This window comes from Streptomyces sp. NBC_01233, assembly GCF_035989305.1.
GTDB lineage: Bacteria > Actinomycetota > Actinomycetes > Streptomycetales > Streptomycetaceae > Streptomyces.
Genome location: NZ_CP108514.1, coordinates 8764712 through 8783529, shown reverse-complemented (window position 1 = coordinate 8783529; position 18818 = coordinate 8764712). Strand labels below are relative to the sequence as shown.

17 protein-coding genes and 1 pseudogene are annotated in these 18818 nt (G+C 71.0%); 8 read left to right on the top strand and 10 right to left on the bottom strand.

What is annotated here, in order from left to right; genetic code table 11:
• The first annotated feature begins 183 nt into the window (after positions 1 to 183).
• Positions 184 to 1572, top strand: a complete 1389-nt coding sequence (locus OG332_RS40905) for a chloride channel protein (protein ID WP_327418192.1) — start codon at positions 184 to 186, stop codon at positions 1570 to 1572.
• Positions 1573 to 1640: 68 nt separating this feature from the next.
• On the opposite strand, the gene OG332_RS40900 is transcribed toward OG332_RS40905, so the two are convergent.
• Positions 1641 to 3071: a DUF2252 domain-containing protein gene (locus OG332_RS40900; RefSeq protein ID WP_327418191.1), complete on the bottom strand. Its 1431-nt coding sequence runs from the start codon at positions 3069 to 3071 to the stop codon at positions 1641 to 1643.
• Between the two features lie 88 nt (positions 3072 to 3159).
• Positions 3160 to 3486 carry a carboxymuconolactone decarboxylase family protein gene (locus OG332_RS40895; protein WP_327418190.1) on the bottom strand — a complete coding sequence of 109 codons (327 nt, stop codon included), beginning with the start codon at positions 3484 to 3486 and terminating at the stop codon, positions 3160 to 3162.
• A gap of 211 nt (positions 3487 to 3697) precedes the next feature.
• On the opposite strand from OG332_RS40895, the gene OG332_RS40890 reads away from it, so the two are divergent.
• The 5 genes from OG332_RS40890 to OG332_RS40870 all read left to right on the top strand — a co-directional run bounded on the left by OG332_RS40890 (position 3698) and on the right by OG332_RS40870 (position 6876).
• A complete protein-coding gene (locus OG332_RS40890; RefSeq protein WP_442816292.1) occupies positions 3698 to 3982 on the top strand; it encodes an MFS transporter in 285 nt (94 codons plus the stop codon).
• Entirely contained in the window at positions 3963 to 4259 is a 297-nt protein-coding gene (locus OG332_RS40885; protein ID WP_327418189.1) for an amphi-Trp domain-containing protein, read from the top strand. The genes OG332_RS40890 and OG332_RS40885 overlap by 20 nt, the downstream gene beginning before the upstream one ends.
• A 50-nt stretch (positions 4260 to 4309) precedes the next feature.
• Positions 4310 to 5275 (top strand): hypothetical protein, encoded by a 966-nt coding sequence (locus OG332_RS40880; RefSeq protein ID WP_327418188.1) that lies wholly within the window; start codon positions 4310 to 4312, stop codon positions 5273 to 5275.
• A 124-nt stretch (positions 5276 to 5399) separates the two neighbouring features.
• Positions 5400 to 6503, top strand: coding sequence for a carboxylate-amine ligase (locus OG332_RS40875; protein ID WP_327418187.1), 1104 nt, complete (start codon positions 5400 to 5402; stop codon positions 6501 to 6503).
• An 85-nt stretch (positions 6504 to 6588) separates the two neighbouring features.
• Positions 6589 to 6876: an SHOCT domain-containing protein gene (locus OG332_RS40870; RefSeq protein ID WP_327418186.1), complete on the top strand. Its 288-nt coding sequence runs from the start codon at positions 6589 to 6591 to the stop codon at positions 6874 to 6876.
• Between the two features lie 73 nt (positions 6877 to 6949).
• Here the strand turns inward: OG332_RS40870 and OG332_RS40865 are convergent, their stop codons facing one another.
• The 6 genes and pseudogenes from OG332_RS40865 to OG332_RS40840 all read right to left on the bottom strand — a co-directional run bounded on the left by OG332_RS40865 (position 6950) and on the right by OG332_RS40840 (position 11681).
• Positions 6950 to 7414 carry a DUF6325 family protein gene (locus OG332_RS40865; RefSeq protein ID WP_327418185.1) on the bottom strand — a complete coding sequence of 155 codons (465 nt, stop codon included), beginning with the start codon at positions 7412 to 7414 and terminating at the stop codon, positions 6950 to 6952.
• A gap of 154 nt (positions 7415 to 7568) precedes the next feature.
• A complete protein-coding gene (locus OG332_RS40860) occupies positions 7569 to 8261 on the bottom strand; it encodes a GAP family protein (protein ID WP_327418184.1) in 693 nt (230 codons plus the stop codon).
• Positions 8262 to 8289: 28 nt separating this feature from the next.
• Positions 8290 to 8715, bottom strand: a pseudogene (locus tag OG332_RS40855) (glycoside hydrolase family 15 protein); the annotation flags it as partial.
• A 231-nt stretch (positions 8716 to 8946) separates the two neighbouring features.
• Complete coding sequence (locus tag OG332_RS40850; protein WP_327418183.1) at positions 8947 to 9366, bottom strand: SHOCT domain-containing protein; 420 nt, start codon at positions 9364 to 9366, stop codon at positions 8947 to 8949.
• A 75-nt stretch (positions 9367 to 9441) separates the two neighbouring features.
• Positions 9442 to 10275 (bottom strand): class II glutamine amidotransferase, encoded by an 834-nt coding sequence (locus OG332_RS40845; protein WP_327418182.1) that lies wholly within the window; start codon positions 10273 to 10275, stop codon positions 9442 to 9444.
• Positions 10276 to 10445: 170 nt separating this feature from the next.
• Entirely contained in the window at positions 10446 to 11681 is a 1236-nt protein-coding gene (locus OG332_RS40840; RefSeq protein ID WP_327418181.1) for a hypothetical protein, read from the bottom strand.
• 350 nt (positions 11682 to 12031) lie between these two features.
• Between OG332_RS40840 and OG332_RS40835 the strand changes: the two genes are divergently transcribed.
• Both OG332_RS40835 and OG332_RS40830 read left to right on the top strand, forming a co-directional pair.
• On the top strand, positions 12032 to 14779 hold the full coding sequence (locus OG332_RS40835) for a SpoIIE family protein phosphatase (protein ID WP_327418180.1): 2748 nt from the start codon (positions 12032 to 12034) through the stop codon (positions 14777 to 14779).
• Between the two features lie 120 nt (positions 14780 to 14899).
• Positions 14900 to 16045 (top strand): ABC transporter substrate-binding protein, encoded by a 1146-nt coding sequence (locus OG332_RS40830; protein ID WP_327418179.1) that lies wholly within the window; start codon positions 14900 to 14902, stop codon positions 16043 to 16045.
• A 156-nt stretch (positions 16046 to 16201) separates the two neighbouring features.
• Here OG332_RS40830 and OG332_RS40825 read toward each other — a convergent pair whose 3' ends face one another.
• The gene (locus OG332_RS40825; protein ID WP_327418178.1) at positions 16202 to 16720 is read right to left on the bottom strand and encodes a hypothetical protein; all 519 of its coding nucleotides are present in this window, start codon (positions 16718 to 16720) and stop codon (positions 16202 to 16204) included.
• 188 nt (positions 16721 to 16908) lie between these two features.
• A complete protein-coding gene (locus OG332_RS40820; RefSeq protein ID WP_327418177.1) occupies positions 16909 to 18813 on the bottom strand; it encodes a glycoside hydrolase family 5 protein in 1905 nt (634 codons plus the stop codon).
• Positions 18814 to 18818 lie beyond the last annotated feature (5 nt).

The following is an 18818-nucleotide window of genomic DNA, read 5'->3' as shown; positions in this document are numbered from 1 at the left end:
CCGGTGGCGCGGCCACGAACCTTCCAGCGGCGGATACCGCCGGCCGGCGGGATCATCGAGACGAGGGGTTCGGCCGCCTCGGCGGCGGCGTCCGGCCGGCGGCGCAGGGGGCGCCGTCGGCATCGCACTGCCGGTGGCCGCCCCGAAGGACACCGCGGCCAGGGATCAGGAAGAAGGAATTCCATGAAGGAGCCGAGTCCTCGACCCGTTGACGCCCCCAGCGGCCAGCCGCAGGAGGCGGACCGGCTGCGGGAGATCCTCCACGCCCCCGGCTACCTCGTGATCCTCGTCTACTCGGCCCTCATCGGCATTCCGGTGTCGCTCATCGCGTTCTGGTTCCTCGTCGGACTCCACGAACTGCAAAACGTCTTCTGGTCGGACCTTCCGCACCACCTGGGCTGGGACGCGGCCCCCTGGTGGTGGCCGCTGCCCCTGCTGCTGATCGCCGGCCTGTTCGTCGGCCTGATCGCCGGCCGACTCACCGGCGGGGGCGGCCACATACCCGCAGGCGGTCTGCACGCGGGCGCGACGACCCCGGCCGCGCTGCCGGGCGTGGTGCTCGCGGCGGCCGCGAGCCTGCCTCTGGGCGCGGTCCTGGGACCCGAGGCACCACTGGTCGCCCTCGGCGGCGGCCTGGCCCTGCTCTTCCGGGACCTCACACGGACCCCGGCGACCCCTCAGACCACCGCGCTGCTGGGCGCGGCCGGTGCGGCGGCCGCCATCGCGGCGATCTTCGGCAACCCGCTGATCGCCGCCGTACTCCTCATCGAGGTGTCGGGGATAGGCGGTCCCCAGCTCTTCGCGGTGATGCTCCCCGCCCTGCTCTCCAGTGGAATCGGGGCCCTGGTCTTCACGGGCTTCGGACAGTGGACCGGCCTGGAGACCGGCAGCCTCAACCTCACGCTGCCCACGCCCCTGCCGCGCCTGGACCCCGCGGACGTTCTCTGGACGATCCTCATCGCCCTCGTCCTCGCCGTACTCCTGAACCCGGTCCTGGAGGCGGGCCGGCGGGTCGCGGCCTTCGTCTCCGCCCGGGTGCTGCCCCGCACGGTCCTGTGCGCGCTGGGAGCTGCGGCCTGCGCCGCCGTCTACGCGCTGACCACCGGCCGCACGCCCGCGGACGTCGCCCTGTCGGGCCAGGCCACCCTCGGCGAGCTGACCGCCGACCCGCAGGCCTGGGGCGTCGGTGCACTGATCGCCGTCCTGCTCCTCAAGACGATCGCCTACGCGCTCTGTCTGGGCAGCATGCGCGGCGGCGCCATCTTCCCCGCCGTCTTCCTCGGAGCGGCAGCCGGAGCGCTCCTGGCTCCCCTGCCCGGCCTGGGCACCGTACCGGCCATGGCGGCGGGCATGGCAGCGGCCACCGCTGCGGTCATGCGGCTACCGGTCAGCAGCGTGGTCCTCGTGGTGCTGCTGCTGGGCAGCTCCGCCATGATTCCCATCGTCATCCTCGCGGCCGTGATCTCCTTCGCCACGACCGAACTGCTCCCCGCCGGCACGGCACATCCACCCGCTCCGCTCTCCGAGCAGCCCGCGGACACCGGCCGCTCCACAGCAGCCGGGACACCGTGACGACGCCTTGGCATGCGAACGACCGGTCGCCATGACGACGACCGGTCGAGAATTTTCGTGTCCCGCGCTCAGGCCCCTGGCAGCTCCTGCGCCGGCAGCCGGCCCGCGCGTACCGCGTCGACCAGGGCCTGGTGGTCGCGTTCGTTCTGGTCGGCGTACGCCTCGGCGAAGGTGACGAGCGCCCGGTCGAAGGATTCGCCGCGGCCCAGGTACGCGGCGATCGCGATCCGGTCGCCCGACCGCGCATGCGCACGGGCGAGGGTGATGCCGCACACCTCGCCGAAAGTCTCCAGCTGTCCGGGCGGCATCGTCTCCGGCATGGCGATGCCCTTCCAGTCGCGCAACTGGCGGATGTAGAAGTCGCGCTGCTTGCCGTCGATCCCGTCCACCCGCTCCCAGCCGAGGAAGATGTCACTCGCCGCCTGCATCAACCGCTGTCCCGAGACCACGCGCTCGCCTTGGTTGCGGTACCGGCTCGCGCCGATGTGGGGGGCGAGCACGGAGGTGTCGGCCTCCTTGGCCTGCAGGAAGAGCGGGTCCTGGCCGTCGCGGCCGAGCAGCAGCAAGATCCAGCAGCGGGTCCCGACGCTGCCGACGCCGACCACCTTGCGGGCCATGTCCACCATCCGGTAGTCCTCCAGGAGCGCCCGCCGGTCGCTCGCCATCGTGAGGCTGTAGGAGGCCACCAGGCGGCGGAACCGGCTCTCGAGCTCCCCGCGCTCGATGTCCGGGAGCAGGTCCGCGAGCGGCACCAGCAGCGGGGGGTCCGCCGCGATCCTCGGCCGGTCGTCGACCAGCTCCGTGAGTTTGTCGAAGACCTGCAGCGTGTCACGCGTACGGGCCTTCGCCATGGCGCGGGCCAGCTTCTTGCGTCCGCCCTTGTCGAGCTGATCCGTGGTGAGGGCCTCCAAGCGGTCAGCATCGATCTTCGCGTACCAGACGTCGAGGTTGCCCATGCCGGCGAAGCCGCGCATCGCCTCGCGGTACGAGCGCACGGCAGCGCTCACGATGCCTGCGCGCTCGTCGTCGTCGAAGCCGTTCGCCCGGCCCGCGATGACGAAACTCGCCGCCAGTCGTTTGACGTCCCACTCCCAGGGTCCGGGCAGGGTCTCGTCGAAGTCGTTGATGTCGAACATCAGCCGCCGCTCCGGAGAGGCCAGCAGCCGGAAGTTCAGCAGGTGCGCGTCCCCGCACAGCTGGACCGTGACTCCCGAGTCGGGACTGCCGGCCAGGTCGGACGCCATGATCGCGGCGGCTCCCCGGTAGAACCGGAAGGGCGACTCCGACATCCTGCTGTAGCGGATCGGGACGAGCTCGGGCACCCGGGCCGCGGACTGCGCCTCCAGGATCGCCAGTGGGTCCAGCCTGTCCGGAGACGGCCGGTACACGGCGTGCCCCGACCGTGGCGAGCGGCTCCGGGCCTCCTTGCCGTGGGCCGCACGTTCCTGGGGCGTGCTGCCGGGGACCGCGCGCATCGCGGTGGTCGCGCTCTGGGACATCACTGCGCTCCTGTCTGGACCTGCGTCCTCAGCACTGGGACGGCGCCCTGCCCGGGCGCCGTCCCGTGGTTGCCGTGCGTGGTCCGTCTCAGCCCTGGGCCTCGATCTCGGCCTCGGCGACGGCGATGGCGATGCCCAGCGCCGTGGCGATGTTGCCGGCTGCCGTCATGACGCGGGCGGTGCCCACGATGGGGGCGATGGCGACCAGCACGTCCTGCAACTGCTCGGCGGTCAGGCCCGCTCGGAGGGCGGGGTCGATGTGGGCGGCGTAGGAGATCGGCGGGGCGTCCGATGCCGCGAGGGCCGCGATGCGGGTGAGCAGGAGCATGTCCGGGGCCAAGCCGCACCGCTCGAGCGAGTCGATCGTCATCGCGGCGAGGGTGTCCAGGACAGGGGTTTCAGATGCAGTGGCCATGTCGCACGTCCTCCGGGGTGTGGTCCCGCCCGAGCACGGGGGCAAAGAAGGGGGATGGGGATGGGGATGATCACTGATACGCCTTCGTTTCAACCCTAGAACCTCACCGCGTACGGCGCATGGGGGCGATGGGGGCGCAGCCTCCTGATCCGGAATGCGGCGAGCCGAGCCGCGGCGCAGGCTTGAGGCAGGTCAGAAGGGAGCAGTGCCGGTGGCCGAAGCCGATACCTCGGGACGCGCGCCCGGTGCCCTGCGCGGTGTGCTGGCCCCGCTCGCCCTGGCCCAGTTCATCTGCAGTTTCGCCGGTTCGAACATGAACGTGATGATCAACGACATCAGCGAGGACCTCGACACGACCGTGCAGGGAGTGCAGGTCGCGATCACGATCTTTCTCCTGGTCATGGCAGCGCTGATGATCCCCCGCGGCAAGCTGACCGACCACTACGGACGCAAGCGGTGCTTGGATGGGAGACATCGTGAAGGACCTCAAGTTTGAGCAGAAGGGCTCCCTGTCACGCCTCGAGGCCGCTGATCAGCTCTCCGCGCTCGCGGAGGCGTTGAGGCAGGGCGGCAACGTCGAACTGGAATTCGGCTCCGGGACGCTGAGCCTGCAGGTCCCCGAGGAAGTCAGCACCGAGATCGAGGTCGAGGTCGGCGACGGGCAGGTCGAGCTGGAGGTCGAACTCAAATGGCCCACCGTGCAGGCCGAGACCGCGCCATCACGGGCGAAGCGGCCGGCACGGAGCAGGAGCAAGGCGGCCCGGACGTCGTGACCGCGCCGAGAGGCTTCGGCTCCGGATGACTCGTACGAGGGGAGGTTCGCGTGTCACACCGCCTGTTGCCCGGCCTGCCGCGGACGACCGTCGCGGCCGCCTTCGCGATCGCCCTGGCCGCCGCGCCGCCCGATCCCGCGCTCGCGTTCACCGGTGACAACCACGAGGACATCACCCGGGCGGCCCTGCCCTGGGAGCCGGTCACCCTGTCCGCGATGGCCGACGCCCGCGACGGGGCGGTCAACGCCAACGACCACGGCGGATACTTCCTCCTCGGCCCGCTGCACTGCGACAACGCCGACTACCTCGCCCCCCGCTACGTCCAGGACTATCCCCGCAGCCGGGACGAGGCCACCACCGAGCTCCTCGCCTGTATCCGCACCTCCGTCACCCGCTTCCGGAACGCCGTCCGGGCGGCCGACGGCCTCGTCGACGCGGACGGCAGGATCCGGGCCGACCAGAGCGACCTCTCCTCCCCCTGCACGTGGAAGGAGACGCCCGACCGTGCCAAGTGCGACGTCCTGGAACAGCTCGGCCGCGGGTGGCACCAGATCGAGGACTTCTACTCGCACTCCAACTGGTCCGACCGGACCGCCCCCGGTCCGGTCGGCCTCGCCGACCCGCCCGGACTGGCACGTACCGATGTCGCCCCCTTCCTCGACATCCGCCGCTACAGCGCCATGAACGACGCCGACTGGACCCGGGACGCGCGTGCCCGCATACCCGCGGACCTCACGACCGGCTGCTACTCCGACTTCGATGCCACCGGCGTCAAGGCCGGGGACTGCGCCAGCCGTGTCACTCACAACCAAGGTGTGAACAAGGACACCTCCGCGTCCCACCGCTCGAGGACCGGGGACAACTTCGGCCACGCCGTGTCCGGGGCCACCGCCGAGATCACCCGCCAGTGGAACGACTTCAAGGCCGAGCTGCTCACGACCTATCCGGACCACCGGCGCGGCGAGCAGATGATCTGCGCCCTGGTCCACGACGACCCGGAGTCGAGCTGCCCCTGACCCCGGCGCGCCCTGGCCGTCTCATCCCCGCCACACGGACGCGAAGAGCGGCAATTTTTTCCCTATTACGCCGAAATAACCCTTCGCCTGGGTGGTCGCAGCGAGTTCGGGGTAGCCACCCAGCATGATCACATTTGGGGTCGAGGAGGAGTACCTGCTGGTCGACCCGGAGACCCTCCTTCCCGTTCCGCTGGTGCAGGAGGTGCGTGCCACGGCCAGCCTGACACCGATCGCGGACGCGCGAGAGGTCCAGGACGAACTGCTCCAGGCGCAGATCGAAGTCGCCACCCCCGTGTGCACGGCCCTGGAGGAGGTGGGGGGTCATCTCCTGCGGCTGCGTCACGCGGTCGCCTCCGCCGCCCAGGCCCACGGCTGCCGCATCGCGATCTCCGCCACCGCGCCGGTCAGGGACGTGCTCCCGGTACCCGTCACCAGTACGGCGAGGTATCTGAAGATGCGCGGAGAGGCCCGGTTGCTGGTCGACGAGCAGCTGATCTGCGGAATGCACGTCCACGTGGGGATTCCCGACCCGGAGACCGCAGTGGCCGTCCTGAACCGGCTGCGCGTGTGGCTTCCGACCCTGCTGGCGATGTCCTCGAACGGGCCCCTGTGGGACGGGCGGGACACCGGCTTCGCCAGCTGGCGAACGATCGTCTTCGGGCGCTGGCCGGTCAGCGGCCCGCCACCGTACTTCGCCGGGTTCGCGGACTACGAGGCGCGGGCCGACGAGCTGGTGGATTCCGGGCTGATCCCCGATCGGGGGCAGCTGTACTGGCAGGCCCGGCTCTCCGAGCGCTACCCGACCATCGAGGTGCGCTGCTGTGACGTACAGCTGGAGGCGGACGACGCGGTCATGCTCGCCGGCGTCGTCCGCGGGCTCGCCGCCACCGCGATCGCCGAGGAGAAGGCGGGAGCCGCTCCCACGCCGTGCCGACCGGAGATCCTTCAGGCCGCGACGTGGCATGCGGCCCGGCACGGGATGAGCAGCACGTTGATGGACCCGGGAGACCCGGGAGGCCGGCTGCGGAGCAGCGGGGACGTACTGTGCGCACTCCTGCGGCACATCGGCCCCGCCCTCGAGGAGAACGGTGACCACCGCGAGGTGAGCTCGCTCGTTCACCGGCTCCTGCGGCACGGCACGTCGGCCGACCGCCAGCGCCGGGCCCTGGCCGAGACCGGCCTGCCGGCGGTCGCGGCCCTGATCACCGCCGGAGCCACCACCGGGTGAGTCTCCGGCGGAGGTGCGATGCTGGAAGCAGTGGAGGGCCGGCGGCCGGACTTCCGGGCCGGCCCCGTCAGCAAGGGAGATTGACGTGGGTCTTCTTCGAGGAGTAGCGCGCACCGCGGTGGTCGCCGGTACGGCGACGGCGGTGTCCAACCGCGTTTCACGGCGCCAGACGGGCCGGTGGGCCGCGCAGGAGGATCAAGCCGCTGCGCAGCAGCAGTCCGCCGCCCCTGCCGCTGCTCCGCCTGCTCCGCCGATGGCGGACGACATGAGCAGCAAAATCGATCAGCTCAAGGAACTCGGAGCGTTGAAGGAGCAGGGAATCCTGACGGAGGCGGAGTTCGCGGAGCAGAAGAGCAGGATCCTCAGCACCTGACCGCCCGGTGGCGGCGGACCGCCGGTGTGGCTGACCGTCCGGCGCCGTGGCTGACCGTCCGGCGCCGGCCGGGTCACTGCGACAGGTGGCCGCCTTCGGCGGCTTCCTCCGCGTCGAGGGAGGCGAGAATGGCCTGCACGGGGATGCGGCCGCTCGCCACCATCTGCGCGCCGCTGCGGCGCAGGGCCCGGGCGAAGGGGGCTGCCCATCGGTTCTCGTAGACGAGGATCGCGGCCGCGTTGCCCGGCTGGAGGGCGTTGCCCGCTTCGTCGAGGTCCTCCTGGTCGAGCAGTTCGGACGACGCGCCTTCGAAGACGGACACGCCGAAAGAGTTCGCCTCATCGTCGAGGCCCGTGAGTTCCAGGGCGGTGACGGTTCCGTCGACGTCCTTCTGCACGAAGCGGAGGTCGAGCAGGTGGATGATGCCCTTCTCCACCAGCTCGATCAGCAGGGGGAACGCCTCGCCCGTCATGCGGTTTCCGGGGAACTCGACGACCAGGTAGTCGACGGGGCCCATGTCTTCGATGTCGTCGCTCATGCGCACTCCTTGCGTGTGCCTCGACGGCCCGGCGGTGTGGGCTGGGGAAGTGCATCGGTGGCGCCGGACACGGCTTTGCTCTCATTGCAGCATCCGCCGCAAGGCGCCGCACCTTCACGCCGCGGCGACGGCCACGACGCGCGGCGGCGGGGTGTCAGCCGGTGAGCTGGTAGAGGCTTCTGCCGACGAGCCACAGTCCCAGCAGGAGGCACAGGACGACGATCGCCGGGTCCTTGTGCCGTTCCAGCCATGCGCGCAGGCCCAGCAGCGCGAGTTGGGCCTTCTCCGGCGCGAACACCATGTACAGCTCCATGGCCAACAGGGTGGAGGTGGCCAGGAGGCAGAAGGCCATGAGGGCCAGGAAGCTCCCTCCGTGGGAGAGGTCGGCCTGGACGACGGTGGCGGCCGCGGCGGCGACCATCCCCCAGGGCTGAAGGAGCACGGCGAGGGCCGCGGCGGACCATCCGGTGGCGTCGTCCATCCGGGACGACACGGATGACCCGGAGTCCGCGGAGGCAGCGGGCCCCTCCTGTGCGGAGGGATCCGCGGTTGCGGTGGCACGGCGGCTGCGGCGCCGCCGGTGCTCGCTGTACACGACCAGGCCGACACCGATCACCAGCGTGGCCACGAGCGCCGCGATCGAGGGGGGAGAGCGGGGCGGGGGCGGCTGCCCGCCGGTGAAGAGGAGGACGATCGCGATCACGGCCACGAGGCACGCCAGCCAGGCGATGATGAACGCCAGGCCCTTGCGCACCCCACGGGGGGCGGACACCACCAGGACGAAGGCCATGATGGGCAGCGGGAACAGCGTGACCGCCAGGCCGATGAGGAGCAGGTCGAGCACCATCGCGTCGCACCTCCTCGGAGAGCAGGCGTCAGGCCGCGCTCGCGGTCTGGTCGAGTTCGGTGTCGAGGGCGAGGGCCGCGGTGATGAGGGCGAGGTGGGTGAAGGCCCGGGGGAAGTTGCCGAGCTGTTCTCCCCTGAGGCCGACCTCTTCGGCGAAGAGCCCCACGTGGTTGGCGTAGGTGAGCATCTCGTCGAAGGAGTAGCGGGCCTGATGGAGACGGCCGGCCCTGGCGAGGGCGTAGATGGCCTCGCCGCAGATGTCCATCTGCAGTTGGTCCGCGGCACCGTTGCCCGACCGTACCGGTACGGAGCCGCGCCACCCTTCCATGTGGTCGAGGACCTCCTCGGTCAGGTACGGGTCACCGTCGACGCGGTACATGCTCTGCAGGGGTTCGCCGTTGGGAGCGCCGTCGTCCCTCAGTCGCCGGAGCAGCCGGCTGCGGAAGGCGTTGGCCAAGTATCCGCCTCGGCTGTCGTCGAGCAGGCCGGCGAAGATGCCGGGCGAGTCGAAGCGGGGTGAGCAGAACCAGTTGAGTACACCCCCTCGGACGAGACGAGGGCACAGGTCTGCAGGTCCCCGATCAGACCGTGCTCGGCGATCGGCGGGTAGGGGCGCATCGGCCCTCCACAAGGGGATAGGGGCTGCCCGGCGGGCGCTGCAGGATCGGGAGCGCGAGGTCCCTTCTCAGGAGCTGAGGACCTTGGCCTTGGCCTGTTCGTACTCGGCCGCCGTGATGTCGCCGCGGTTCTTGAGGTCGGCGAGCTTCGACAGTGCCTCGGCCTGGTCGGCGGGCCCGGCACTCTCGCGCACGTAGGAGCGGAAGGCCTGTTCCTGCTGCTGGGCCCGGTTGAGCTCGCGTTCGCCCATCCCGCGTCCTCGGGCGATCAGATAGACGAAGACGCCCAGGAACGGCAGCAGGATGACGAAGACGGTCCACCCCGCCTTGCCCCAGCCGCTCAGATCGTCGTCACGGAAGATGTCGCCGATGACGCGGAAGAGCAGCATGAACCAGAGCACCCAGAGGAAGATCAGCATCATGGTCCAGAACATGTTCAGCAGGGGATAGTCGTAGTCCTCTGCCAGGTCGAGCAGCGAGTTCCGCATGGCCCGGTCTCCTGTCGGTCGTGGCGGGCCCGTCGGGCCCGGAGAACACCCCGCGCGAGCGAATGAGCGGTCGCGTCACGCGGGCGTCGGAGTGAAGGGGAACAGCTCGTCCGCGCCCGGCTGTACGACGCCGTAGCTGCTCTCCGGTACCTCGTTCCAGGCGCCCGGCAGATCGCCGAGGGGTTCGGACACGATGAGGCGGGTCTCGTCGGAGACCTCTTGGAGGAACGCCATGTCCGGGTGCAGCCTGCGCAGCGAGTCCACCTTGCTGCTGTAGAACAGCGAGCGGGAAGCGTGCCCGCTGGAGTAGCGGAAGGCCCAGACGCGTTCACCGTCGGTCATGGCGAGCGTCATCTGGAGCGGGAACTCCACCCCGTGCTCGTGCCCGACGCGCTCCACCACTCCCGCCATCCTGGCGATGGCGGCGCGCGGGTCCTCTTCCAGGCCGAAGGTGAGGGCCAGGTAGAACATCACCTCGGAGTCCGTCGTTCCCCCGATGTCGGCGTACAGAGCGGGATCGACGAGCAGGGTGAGGTCCCGGCGCATCAGGTGGAAACCGGTGATCGCGCCGTTGTGCATGAACATCCAGCGGCCGTGCCGGAAGGGGTGACAGTTCGACTGCTGCACCGCCGTCCCGGTCGACGCCCGGATGTGCGCGAAGAACAGCGGGGAGCGGACATGGTCCGCCATCTCCCGCAGGTTGCGGTTGTTCCAGGCGGGACCGACGTCTCTGAGGAGCGCCGGCGAGTCTATGTCTCCCGTGTACCAGCCGACACCGAACCCGTCGCCGTTCGTCGTCTCCACACCGAGCTTGGAGTGGAGGCTCTGGTCGATCAGGGAGTGAGCCGGTTTGTACAGGATGGTGTCGAGCAGCATGGGTGTTCCCGAATACGCGAGCCATCGGCACATGCGTGATCACCTGCGTTTCTACGGCGTTGCGGGAACCGGACCGTCCCGCAACGCCCCCCGGGATGGATTGCCGTGCCTTCCCACCGCGCTGCGGGCGGCGTCGTGTAGATCCCTTTCCGGCCATCTCATTCTCGGGTCCCTCCCCGAGGACCGCCACGCGGGCGGAACGGCTAGCGGTCCCCTGCGGGCCCGTGCCCGCTGTGGGCGCCGGCCCCGTCACCGCGCCGGCCGCCGGCCGCCAGCAGTGCGAGTACGGCCAGCACCGCCAGCAGGATGAGCACCAGCAGCAGGACCGTGAGCACGGTCGGGTGGTTCCACAGCGCGAACACCAGCGCGAGAACGAGCAGCACGCCGGTGGTGAGCCAGCGTCGGTGGGCCTGGACCCAGGCACCGGCGCGCCCGGTGTGCACTCCGTGGGCGGCTCCCCAGCCCGCGGCGGAGTCGGCCGCGCGCTCCGCCGTACCGCGCACGCCGCGCGGCAGCCGGCCGGCACCGGAGAGGTAGGCGCCGAGGGCGACGACGATGCCGAGGACGATCGCGGTGCGGATGCTGACCCTCAGGAACCGCACGAGCGTGTCGAAGATCGCCGCGGCCGCCGCGGGCGACTGGACCTGCTCCGGGAGGTGGTCGAGGTAGTAGCGGCGTGCGATGACCAGACCGATGCCGACGAGGAGGCAGGCGGCGGCCGCGCACAGCATGGTGGTCACCAGGGCCCGGCGCCGGCGCCGGGCGAGCAGGACTCCGGCCGCCCCGAGGACCACGGTGAGTACGGGCAGCCAGTTGCCGAGGACGTCGAGGAGGTGGACCAGGCTCCTGATCTTCTCCAGTTCGTCGGACTGGAAGAGCACCATCTGCTTGTCGACCTCGGGAATCTTCTCGGCCGGGGAGATGCCGGCCTTCACGAGGTCCTCCTTGACGTTCTCCACGGCGGTGCCGAGGTCGAGGGTGACGGTGCCGCCCTCGACCTCGACCGCGCCTCGGCCCTCACCGGTGAGCGCGTGCACCACCGCGTTGTGGGCGGCCCGGTTGGCGGTGGTCCAGACCTTCTCGAACCGGTCGCTCTCGACGAACCGGGTCGCCACCTTGGAGACGGCCGCATCGGCGGCCGAGTCCAGCTGGGGACCCAGAGCCTTGACGGCCGCGCCGACACGGGGTGGCAGCCCCTGCGATTCCAGCCATTTCGCCAGGTCGGACGTGACCTGGGCGCCGTCGACGCGGACGTCGGCCGCCTCGGTGATGCGGTGGACGGCGGCGGCCTCGACGTCCGGGTTCGAGGCGAGCGGGGAGACCGTGGACACGTACCGGTCGGTGTCCAGCACGATGTCGTGCACCCACACGGTGAGCAGGGACACCGGGACGAGGATGCACGTGAGCGTGATCAGCACGGCCGAAACGGTGCTCGTCACGATCCTCCGCGGACGCGAACCCGCTGTCCGACCCGGTGCGGGCGCCCCGGCGGGCGGCTCGGACGGCAGACTCATAGCACTCCCTGGGGACGACTGAGGCGAAAGGCCGCTTCCCGGACATTGGACACGTCGGGCCGCAGGTCTGCGCGTTCGGTTGAGCCCGTCGTGTGATGCGCCGGCGAAGGACCCCGATCGCTCTGCCGCCATTCCTGTATGCGCTTCCTGTATGCGCTCCAGGACCCCGCCGTGGCCGCCCACCCCGGCACCCTCCCCACCCGGCACGGGGGCGGCGCAGCGGGCCGGCGGTCGCTCCCCGCTGCCGACGGCCCAGAGAGGTTAGAAGATGGAGTATGACCGACCTCCATCAGGAGCGCGTCCGACCCCGCAAGGGAAGGGCGCGGCGGCCGCAGCGTCTGTCCTCCCTGCTGAGCGTGCGCAGTGTGGCCGGCGAGGTGTTCCTCCTGCAGCTGGCCGTCGTGGTGCTCCTCGTCGCCGCGGCGGTGGCGGCGCTCGTGGTGCAGGCCCGGAGCGCCGCCATGCTGGACGCCCGGCACCGCACGCTCGCGGCCGCCGGAACGTTCGCGGAATCCCCGGGAATCGTCGCGGCCCTGCGCAGCCCCGATCCGAGCGCGCTGCTGCAGCCGAGCGCCGAGGCGGCCCGGAAGATCGCCGGAGTGGACGGCATCAACGTGTACAGCCTCGACGGGGTCACCCTCACCCACAGCAACCCGCGGCAGATCGGGAGGCACGTCGTCGGCCCCTTCTCCAAGGCGGCGGCCGGCAAGTCCTTCACCGAGACGTTCGAGGGGTCCCTGGGCCAGTCCGTGGTCTCGGTCGTCCCCGTCAAGGACCCCGGCGGACGGGTCATCGCCGTCGTCGCCTCGCCGGTCACGGTCCAGAACGTCCAGGGCATGGTGAACCGGCAGCTGCCGGTCGTGCTCGGCAGTGCGGCCGCGGTGCTCGCCCTGTCCGCGGGCGGAACCGCGCTGGTGAGCCGCAGACTGCTGCGCCGGACCCATGGCCTGGGACCGGCCGAGATGACGCGCATGTACGAGCACCACGACGCGGTGCTGCACGCGGTGCGCGAGGGCGTACTGATCGTCGGCGACGGCGGACGGCTGCTGCTCGCCAATGACGAGGCGCGGCGGCTGCTCGATCTGCCGGCGGACGCGGAAGGTCTCCCCGTCACCGGCCTGGGGCTGGAGGAGGCGATCGCCGAGCTGATCGCATCGGGCCGTTCCGCGACCGACGAACTGCACATGGCGGCCGATCGGCTGCTGGCGGTGAACATCCGGCCCACCGCCCCGTACGGTCAGGCCGGGACCGTCGTCACCCTGCGGGACACCACCGAGCTGCGGGCGCTCTCCGGCAGGGCCGAGGTGGCCCGGGAGCGCCTGAAGTTGCTCTACGACGCGGGGGTGGAGGTCGGAACGACGCTGAACGTGGAGCGCACCGCGCAAGAGCTGGCGGAGGTGGCGGTCCCGCGCTTCGCCGACGTGGTCACGGTCGACCTGCTGGACCCGGTGCTGCGCGGCGAGGAGCCGCCCGAAGCGAACGCCGAGATGCGCCGCACCGCCGTCGTCGGCCTTCAGGGCGACCACCCGCTCACTCCCGTCGGCGAGCTGATCCGGTTCGCTCCCACCGGTCCCATGGCCGCCGGGCTGGCCGGCGGCCACGCGGTCCTGGAGGCCGACCTGCGCCTGACCCATCGGTGGCGGGCCCAGCACCAGGCCAACGCCCTGCAGATCCTGGACCGCGGCATCCACTCCCTGATCGTCGTGCCCCTGCGGGCCCGGGGCGTGGTGCTGGGGATGGCCGGCTACTGGCGGGGGCAGGACTCCCCGGCCTTCGACGAGGAGGACGTGTCCTTCGCCGAGGAGCTGACCGCCCGGGCGGCCGTGGCCGTCGACAATGCCCGCCGCTACACCCGCGAGCACACCATGGCCGTCACCCTGCAGCGCAGCCTGCTGCCCCGGGGCGTACCGGAGCAGTCCGCCGTCGAAGTCGCGCACCGCTATCTGGCCGCGCAGGCCGGGGTGGGCGGTGACTGGTTCGACGTCATCCCGCTGCCCGGCACCCGGGTGGCCCTGGTGGTCGGCGACGTCGTCGGCCACGGCCTCCACGCCGCCGCCACCATGGGCCGCCTGCGCACCGCCGTGTACAACTTCTCCACCCTCGACCTGCCGCCGGACGAACTCCTGAGCCACCTGGACGAGCTGGTCGCCCACATCGACGCCGACGAGCAGGAGTGGCAGGGGATCACCGGAGCCACCTGCCTGTGCGCCATCTACGATCCCGTCTCCGGGCAGGTGACCGCCGCCACCGCCGGGCATCCCGGCCCCGCCCTGATCGACCCCGATGGAACCGTGTCGTTCCCCGAGGTACCGGTCTCCCCGCCGCTGGGCCTGGGCGCGGGTCTGCCCATGGAGACCATGACGCTGACCCTGCCCGAGGGGTCCCGGCTGGCGCTCTTCACCGACGGGCTGATCGAGAACCGCGACCGCGATCCGGACGCCGGCCTGGCCGCGCTGCGCGCCGCCCTGTCCGGGCCCGACCGCGATCCGGAGGAAACCTGCACCGCGGTGATCGACGCGATGCTGCCCACCAGGCCCAGCGACGACGTCGCGCTGCTGGTGGCCCGCACCCGCCTGCTGGACCCGGCGCGGATCGCCGAGTGGGACCTGTCCCCCGAACCTGCGGCGGTGTCCCCGGTGCGCAACGCGTGTGCCCGCCGACTGGCCGACTGGGGCCTGGAGGACATCGCGTTCACCACGGAACTCATCCTCAGCGAGCTCATGACCAACGCCATCCGCTACGGCACCGAGCCCATCCGGGTGAGGCTGCTGTACGACCGCTGCCTGGTCTGCGAGGTCTCCGACGGGTCCAGCACCTCCCCGCACCTGCGCCGGGCCGCGGACACCGACGAGGGCGGCCGCGGTCTGTTACTCGTCGCGCAGTTCGCCGAGCGCTGGGGCACCCGCTACACCGCCCGCGGCAAGATCATCTGGAGCGAGCAGGCGCTCCACAACGGGGCCGCACCGGCCGCGATGGACCTCGGGGAGGCGCTCCTGGCCGGGTGGGACGACGAGGGGTTCTGAGGACGCGCCGGTACGACGGCCGCAAGGAAGACGTCGGACACCACCGTCCGGGACTGCGCCGCGGAGGCCGCCGAACGTACGCTGGCCTCGATCGGTACCGACCGCCGTTATGGAGCCTTCGTGCCCGCACCCCGTCTCCGGACAGCCTTCGTCGCCGCCTTCCTGGCCCTCTCGGCCGCGCCCCTCGGCGCCTGCGGGGACAAGCCCGTCGCCGCGCCCAGCGGACCCGCGGTGGCCACCTCCGCCGCGGACGCCGGCGGCATGGCGGCACTGACCGCGGCCGCGAAGAAGGAGGGCTCGCTCAACACGATCGCGCTCCCCCGCGACTGGGCCAATTACGGCGCACTGATCGACGGCTTCGAGAAGAAGTACGGGATCAAGGTCACGGTGGAGAACCCGGAAGGTACCAGCCAGGACGAGATCAACGCCCTGAAGGAGCACAGGCCCGAAGGCCGCGCCCCCGACGTGATCGACGTGGGTGGCTCGTTCGCGCAGTCCGCGGCGCGGCAGGGTCTGCTCGCTCCGTACAAGGTCGCCGCGTTCGGCCAGATCCCCGAGGAGCAGAAGGACCCGAACGCCCGCTGGTACAACAACTACGGCGGCTACATCTCGATCGGCTGTGACGCCAAGCGCGTGAAGACCTGCCCCTCGACCTTCGCCGATCTGCGCAAGCCCGAGTACAAGGGCCAGGTCTCCCTCAACGGCGACCCCACCAAGTCCGGCTCCGCCTTCGCCGGCGTGTACGCGGCGGCCCTGGCGAACGGGGGCTCCTTCGACAACATCCAGCCCGGTATCGACTTCTTCGCCGAGCTCAGCAAGAACGGCAACTTCAACCCGGTCGGATCCTCACCGGACACGATCGTGAAGGGCCAGACCCCGATCAGTATCGACTGGGACTTCCTCAACCTCGGATACGCCGACGAATTCCGCGAGAAGGGCGCGGACGTCGACTGGCGGACCGCCATCCCCTTCGACGGCAGCTTCGCCGAGTACTACGCGAACGGGGTGAACAAGGACGCCCCGCACCCCGCGGCGGCACGCCTGTGGCAGGAGTACGTCTTCAGCCCGGAAGGCCAGAACATCCGGCTCGGCGCCTATGCGCGTCCCGTCCTCTTGGACGCCATGGAGGAGGACGGCACCCTCGACAAGGCCGCCGCGGAGAAACTGCCGACGGTCGAGGGCACGCCGGTGTTTCCGACGGAGGGGCAGACGGAGAAGGCCAGGGAGACCGTCAACCGCGGCTGGGCCGAGGCCGTCCCGGGCTGAGGTGCGCGTGGCCGACCGCGTCGATGCCGGCAACCCCCTGGAGGACCTGCAGGCCCTGCGCGCCGTCCGCCGCCCGCCGCCCGCCTCGTGTCGTCGGCGGCCGTCACTTCCTCCCGGAGGCGAAGACGCCGCACCGGCCGGCACCCCCCGGTGGTGTCAGTGCCCGGCTGCAGCCTTGACCACGGCGACCGCTGTCCCGATCGCCGCGTCGATCCCGCCGGCGAGCAGCGCGAAGGCCGTCCCGCCGCCCATCCGGATCCCTCCGTAACACCCCCACGCGAACAAGGTGGCGACGTTGACCCCGGCCGCAACGAGAAGCGCCGTCTCCAGGCCCATCGCTCCCAGTGCCGAGACTCCGAGCAGAACGAGCGGGCCCACCGCGGACAGCAGCAGCGGGCTGCTGACGTAGAGCATCGCGCGCAGTTCCCGTCCCCGTGCGAGGGCTCCGTGCGTCACGCGATGGGCCTGCTGGTCGGCGACGAGCGCGGCCAGCCACAGGCCCACCGAGGCGGTCGCGATCGTCGCCGCGGCTCCGAGGACGGTCACGTGGCTGCTGCCGGCGAGCCCGATGACGACGGAGATCATGGTGATCGTCGCGTAGAGCCGTTCCTTGAGCTGAGCCGCGGCCATCTCCGTGTCCACCGCGTCCGCCGCGTCCGCCGCATGGTCCGTCACGGAACCCACCGTAAGGGGCGGCGGTATCCCGCACCCGGAGCAACACCTGACGCGCGGTGGTCGTCGTGTGAGCCGGTGGAGGTTTCCGCCGACGCGCCGCGGTCCGGAGACCATCAGGTCCGGGGACCGCGGCGCGCACGCCGAGTCGGAGGGGCGAGCGGCCCGCCGGGACCGTCAGGCGACGGGGGTCACAGCTTGCGGCACAGCAGGGCGTCCGGCGTCTTGCCCTTGGCCCACGCCCCGGTGAAGGCGATGCCCGCGGCGTACTCGTCCGTGCCGCACTGCCCCTTGTAGTTGCCGTAGGCGAACTCTCCGCCCGGGCGTCCGGCCGGCCGGTTGTCACCCCGGTCGAACCAGACGGTACGGCCGTTGGTCCCGAGGGTCCGGCCCGCCCGGGCGCACAGGACTGCGGAGACCGCCTGGCCGCGCACGCTGTAGCCGGTCACGAACTGGTCGGGCCCGCACTGGTACTTGGTGTAGCCGCCCGCCCAATCCCCTTGCTGTACGTGGCGTTCGTCGCTCACCACCGCCGGCGCGGGGCCGGTGGCCGCCAGGCCGGGGGCCCCGGAATCGGTGCACAGCCCGCGCCCGTCACGGTGGGCGAGGCCGACGAGGCGCTGTCCGTCGGGGCAGGTCCCCTTGCGGGCTCCCGCGTCCCAGTCCCCGAGGGTGCGTACGCGCAGCGACTGGACCGCGTCGGCGTGGTCGAGGTTGAGCATGTCCCACGTGTCGGAGACGGCGACCTGGCCGCTCTTCTGCGGCGAGGCGATCAGCCGGTTCCAGTCGGTGGCGCGCCAGTCGCCACCGTCCAGGAGGCCGGAACGGCGGCCCGCCGCATCGAAGTTGAGGATGGACCAGGTGCCGTGCCCGGCCCAGCCGACCAGGGGCCAGTAGGCGAAGTCGGTGTCATTGGCGATCAGGTGGTCTACGAAATTGCCGAACCATGCGCGTGCCTGCGGGTTGGTCTCGTCGCTGCCGATGCCGAACTCGCTGATCCACAGGGGTGCGGTGAAGTGGCTGCCCGATTCGGACGTGACGTAGAACGCCTGGCGCTGCAAGGTGGCGAAGAGCTCTTCACGGGAGAGTTCCTGGTAGCGCGGGTCGTGGGTCTCGCCCATGCCCGTGGCTCCGGTGTGGTTCGGCCCGGTGTAACCGTAGAAGTGCGCCGCGTACACCAGCTTGTTCGAGGCGACGAGGGTGTGCGAGAGGGTGCGTACCGGTTCGAGCGTGGGGCGCCAGTGGGGCAGCCCGTCGGCCGGGATGCCCTGCCAGTTGATGCCTTCGACGATCACCAGGAGGTCGGGGTTGGCCTCGGTGAGGAGCCGGTCCCCCAGGCGCTGGGACGCGGCCCACCAGTCGTGGTCGTTGCCCCAGTTCCAGTTGGCGTCGTCGGTGACGGTGCGGCGGACCTCGTTGTAGAGGTCGGCGCCGACGACGCGCTTGTTGTCCTTGTAGCGTCGGGCGAGGGCGATCCAGTCGTTCTCCCACTGCGCGGTGGACTGGCTGGTGTTCCAGCGCTCGTTGCCGTCCAGACCGCAGCAGAAGCGTGAGGTGATGGTGTGGTTGTTGAGGATCACCGCGAAGCCCTCGGCCGTGGTGGCCGCGATGACGGCGTCGAAGACCTGGAGCGGAGTCTTGCCGCGCAGACTCGGGTTGGCGGCGACCGAGGCATCGGAGACCGGGCGCTGGTCGTGCAGCATCTCGTTCGAGAACGGCAGCCGGATGCTGTTGATGCCGAGTTCGTGGAATCCGGCGAGGATCCGCGCGATCGGCGCGCGGTCCAGGCCGAGCGGCATCTGGTCGGCCTTCTCGCCGTCGTGATGGCCGGCCGGGTCGTTGATGTCGCCCGAGCCGCTCCACGATCCCTGGGCCCCGTGCCAGTTCGCGGACTTGAGCTTGAAGCGGTTGCCGCCCGCGTCGACGACGTAGCGGCCGCGGGTGCTGAGGGGCGCGGTCCAGGAGTCGGCCAACGCGGCCGAAGTCGTGGGAGCCGCGTCCGTCGCGTTCGTCGGGGACGCGGCGGTCGGGGAGGCGCCTAGCGCGCCGAGCGCGAGCGCCGCGGCGAGCACCGACGGTAGCAGGGCTCTTCTCACAGTGT

Bases quoted from the DNA above. Each gene is read 5' to 3' on its own strand.
- OG332_RS40905 (WP_327418192.1), top strand. From the start codon at position 184: ATGAAGGAGCCGAGTCCTCGACCCGTTGACGCCCCCAGCGGCCAGCCG.
- OG332_RS40900 (WP_327418191.1), bottom strand. From the start codon at position 3,071: ATGTCCCAGAGCGCGACCACCGCGATGCGCGCGGTCCCCGGCAGCACG.
- OG332_RS40895 (WP_327418190.1), bottom strand. From the start codon at position 3,486: ATGGCCACTGCATCTGAAACCCCTGTCCTGGACACCCTCGCCGCGATG.
- OG332_RS40875 (WP_327418187.1), top strand. From the start codon at position 5,400: ATGATCACATTTGGGGTCGAGGAGGAGTACCTGCTGGTCGACCCGGAG.
- OG332_RS40865 (WP_327418185.1), bottom strand. From the start codon at position 7,414: ATGAGCGACGACATCGAAGACATGGGCCCCGTCGACTACCTGGTCGTC.
- OG332_RS40860 (WP_327418184.1), bottom strand. From the start codon at position 8,261: ATGGTGCTCGACCTGCTCCTCATCGGCCTGGCGGTCACGCTGTTCCCG.
- OG332_RS40850 (WP_327418183.1), bottom strand. From the start codon at position 9,366: ATGCGGAACTCGCTGCTCGACCTGGCAGAGGACTACGACTATCCCCTG.
- OG332_RS40845 (WP_327418182.1), bottom strand. From the start codon at position 10,275: ATGTGCCGATGGCTCGCGTATTCGGGAACACCCATGCTGCTCGACACC.
- OG332_RS40835 (WP_327418180.1), top strand. From the start codon at position 12,032: ATGACCGACCTCCATCAGGAGCGCGTCCGACCCCGCAAGGGAAGGGCG.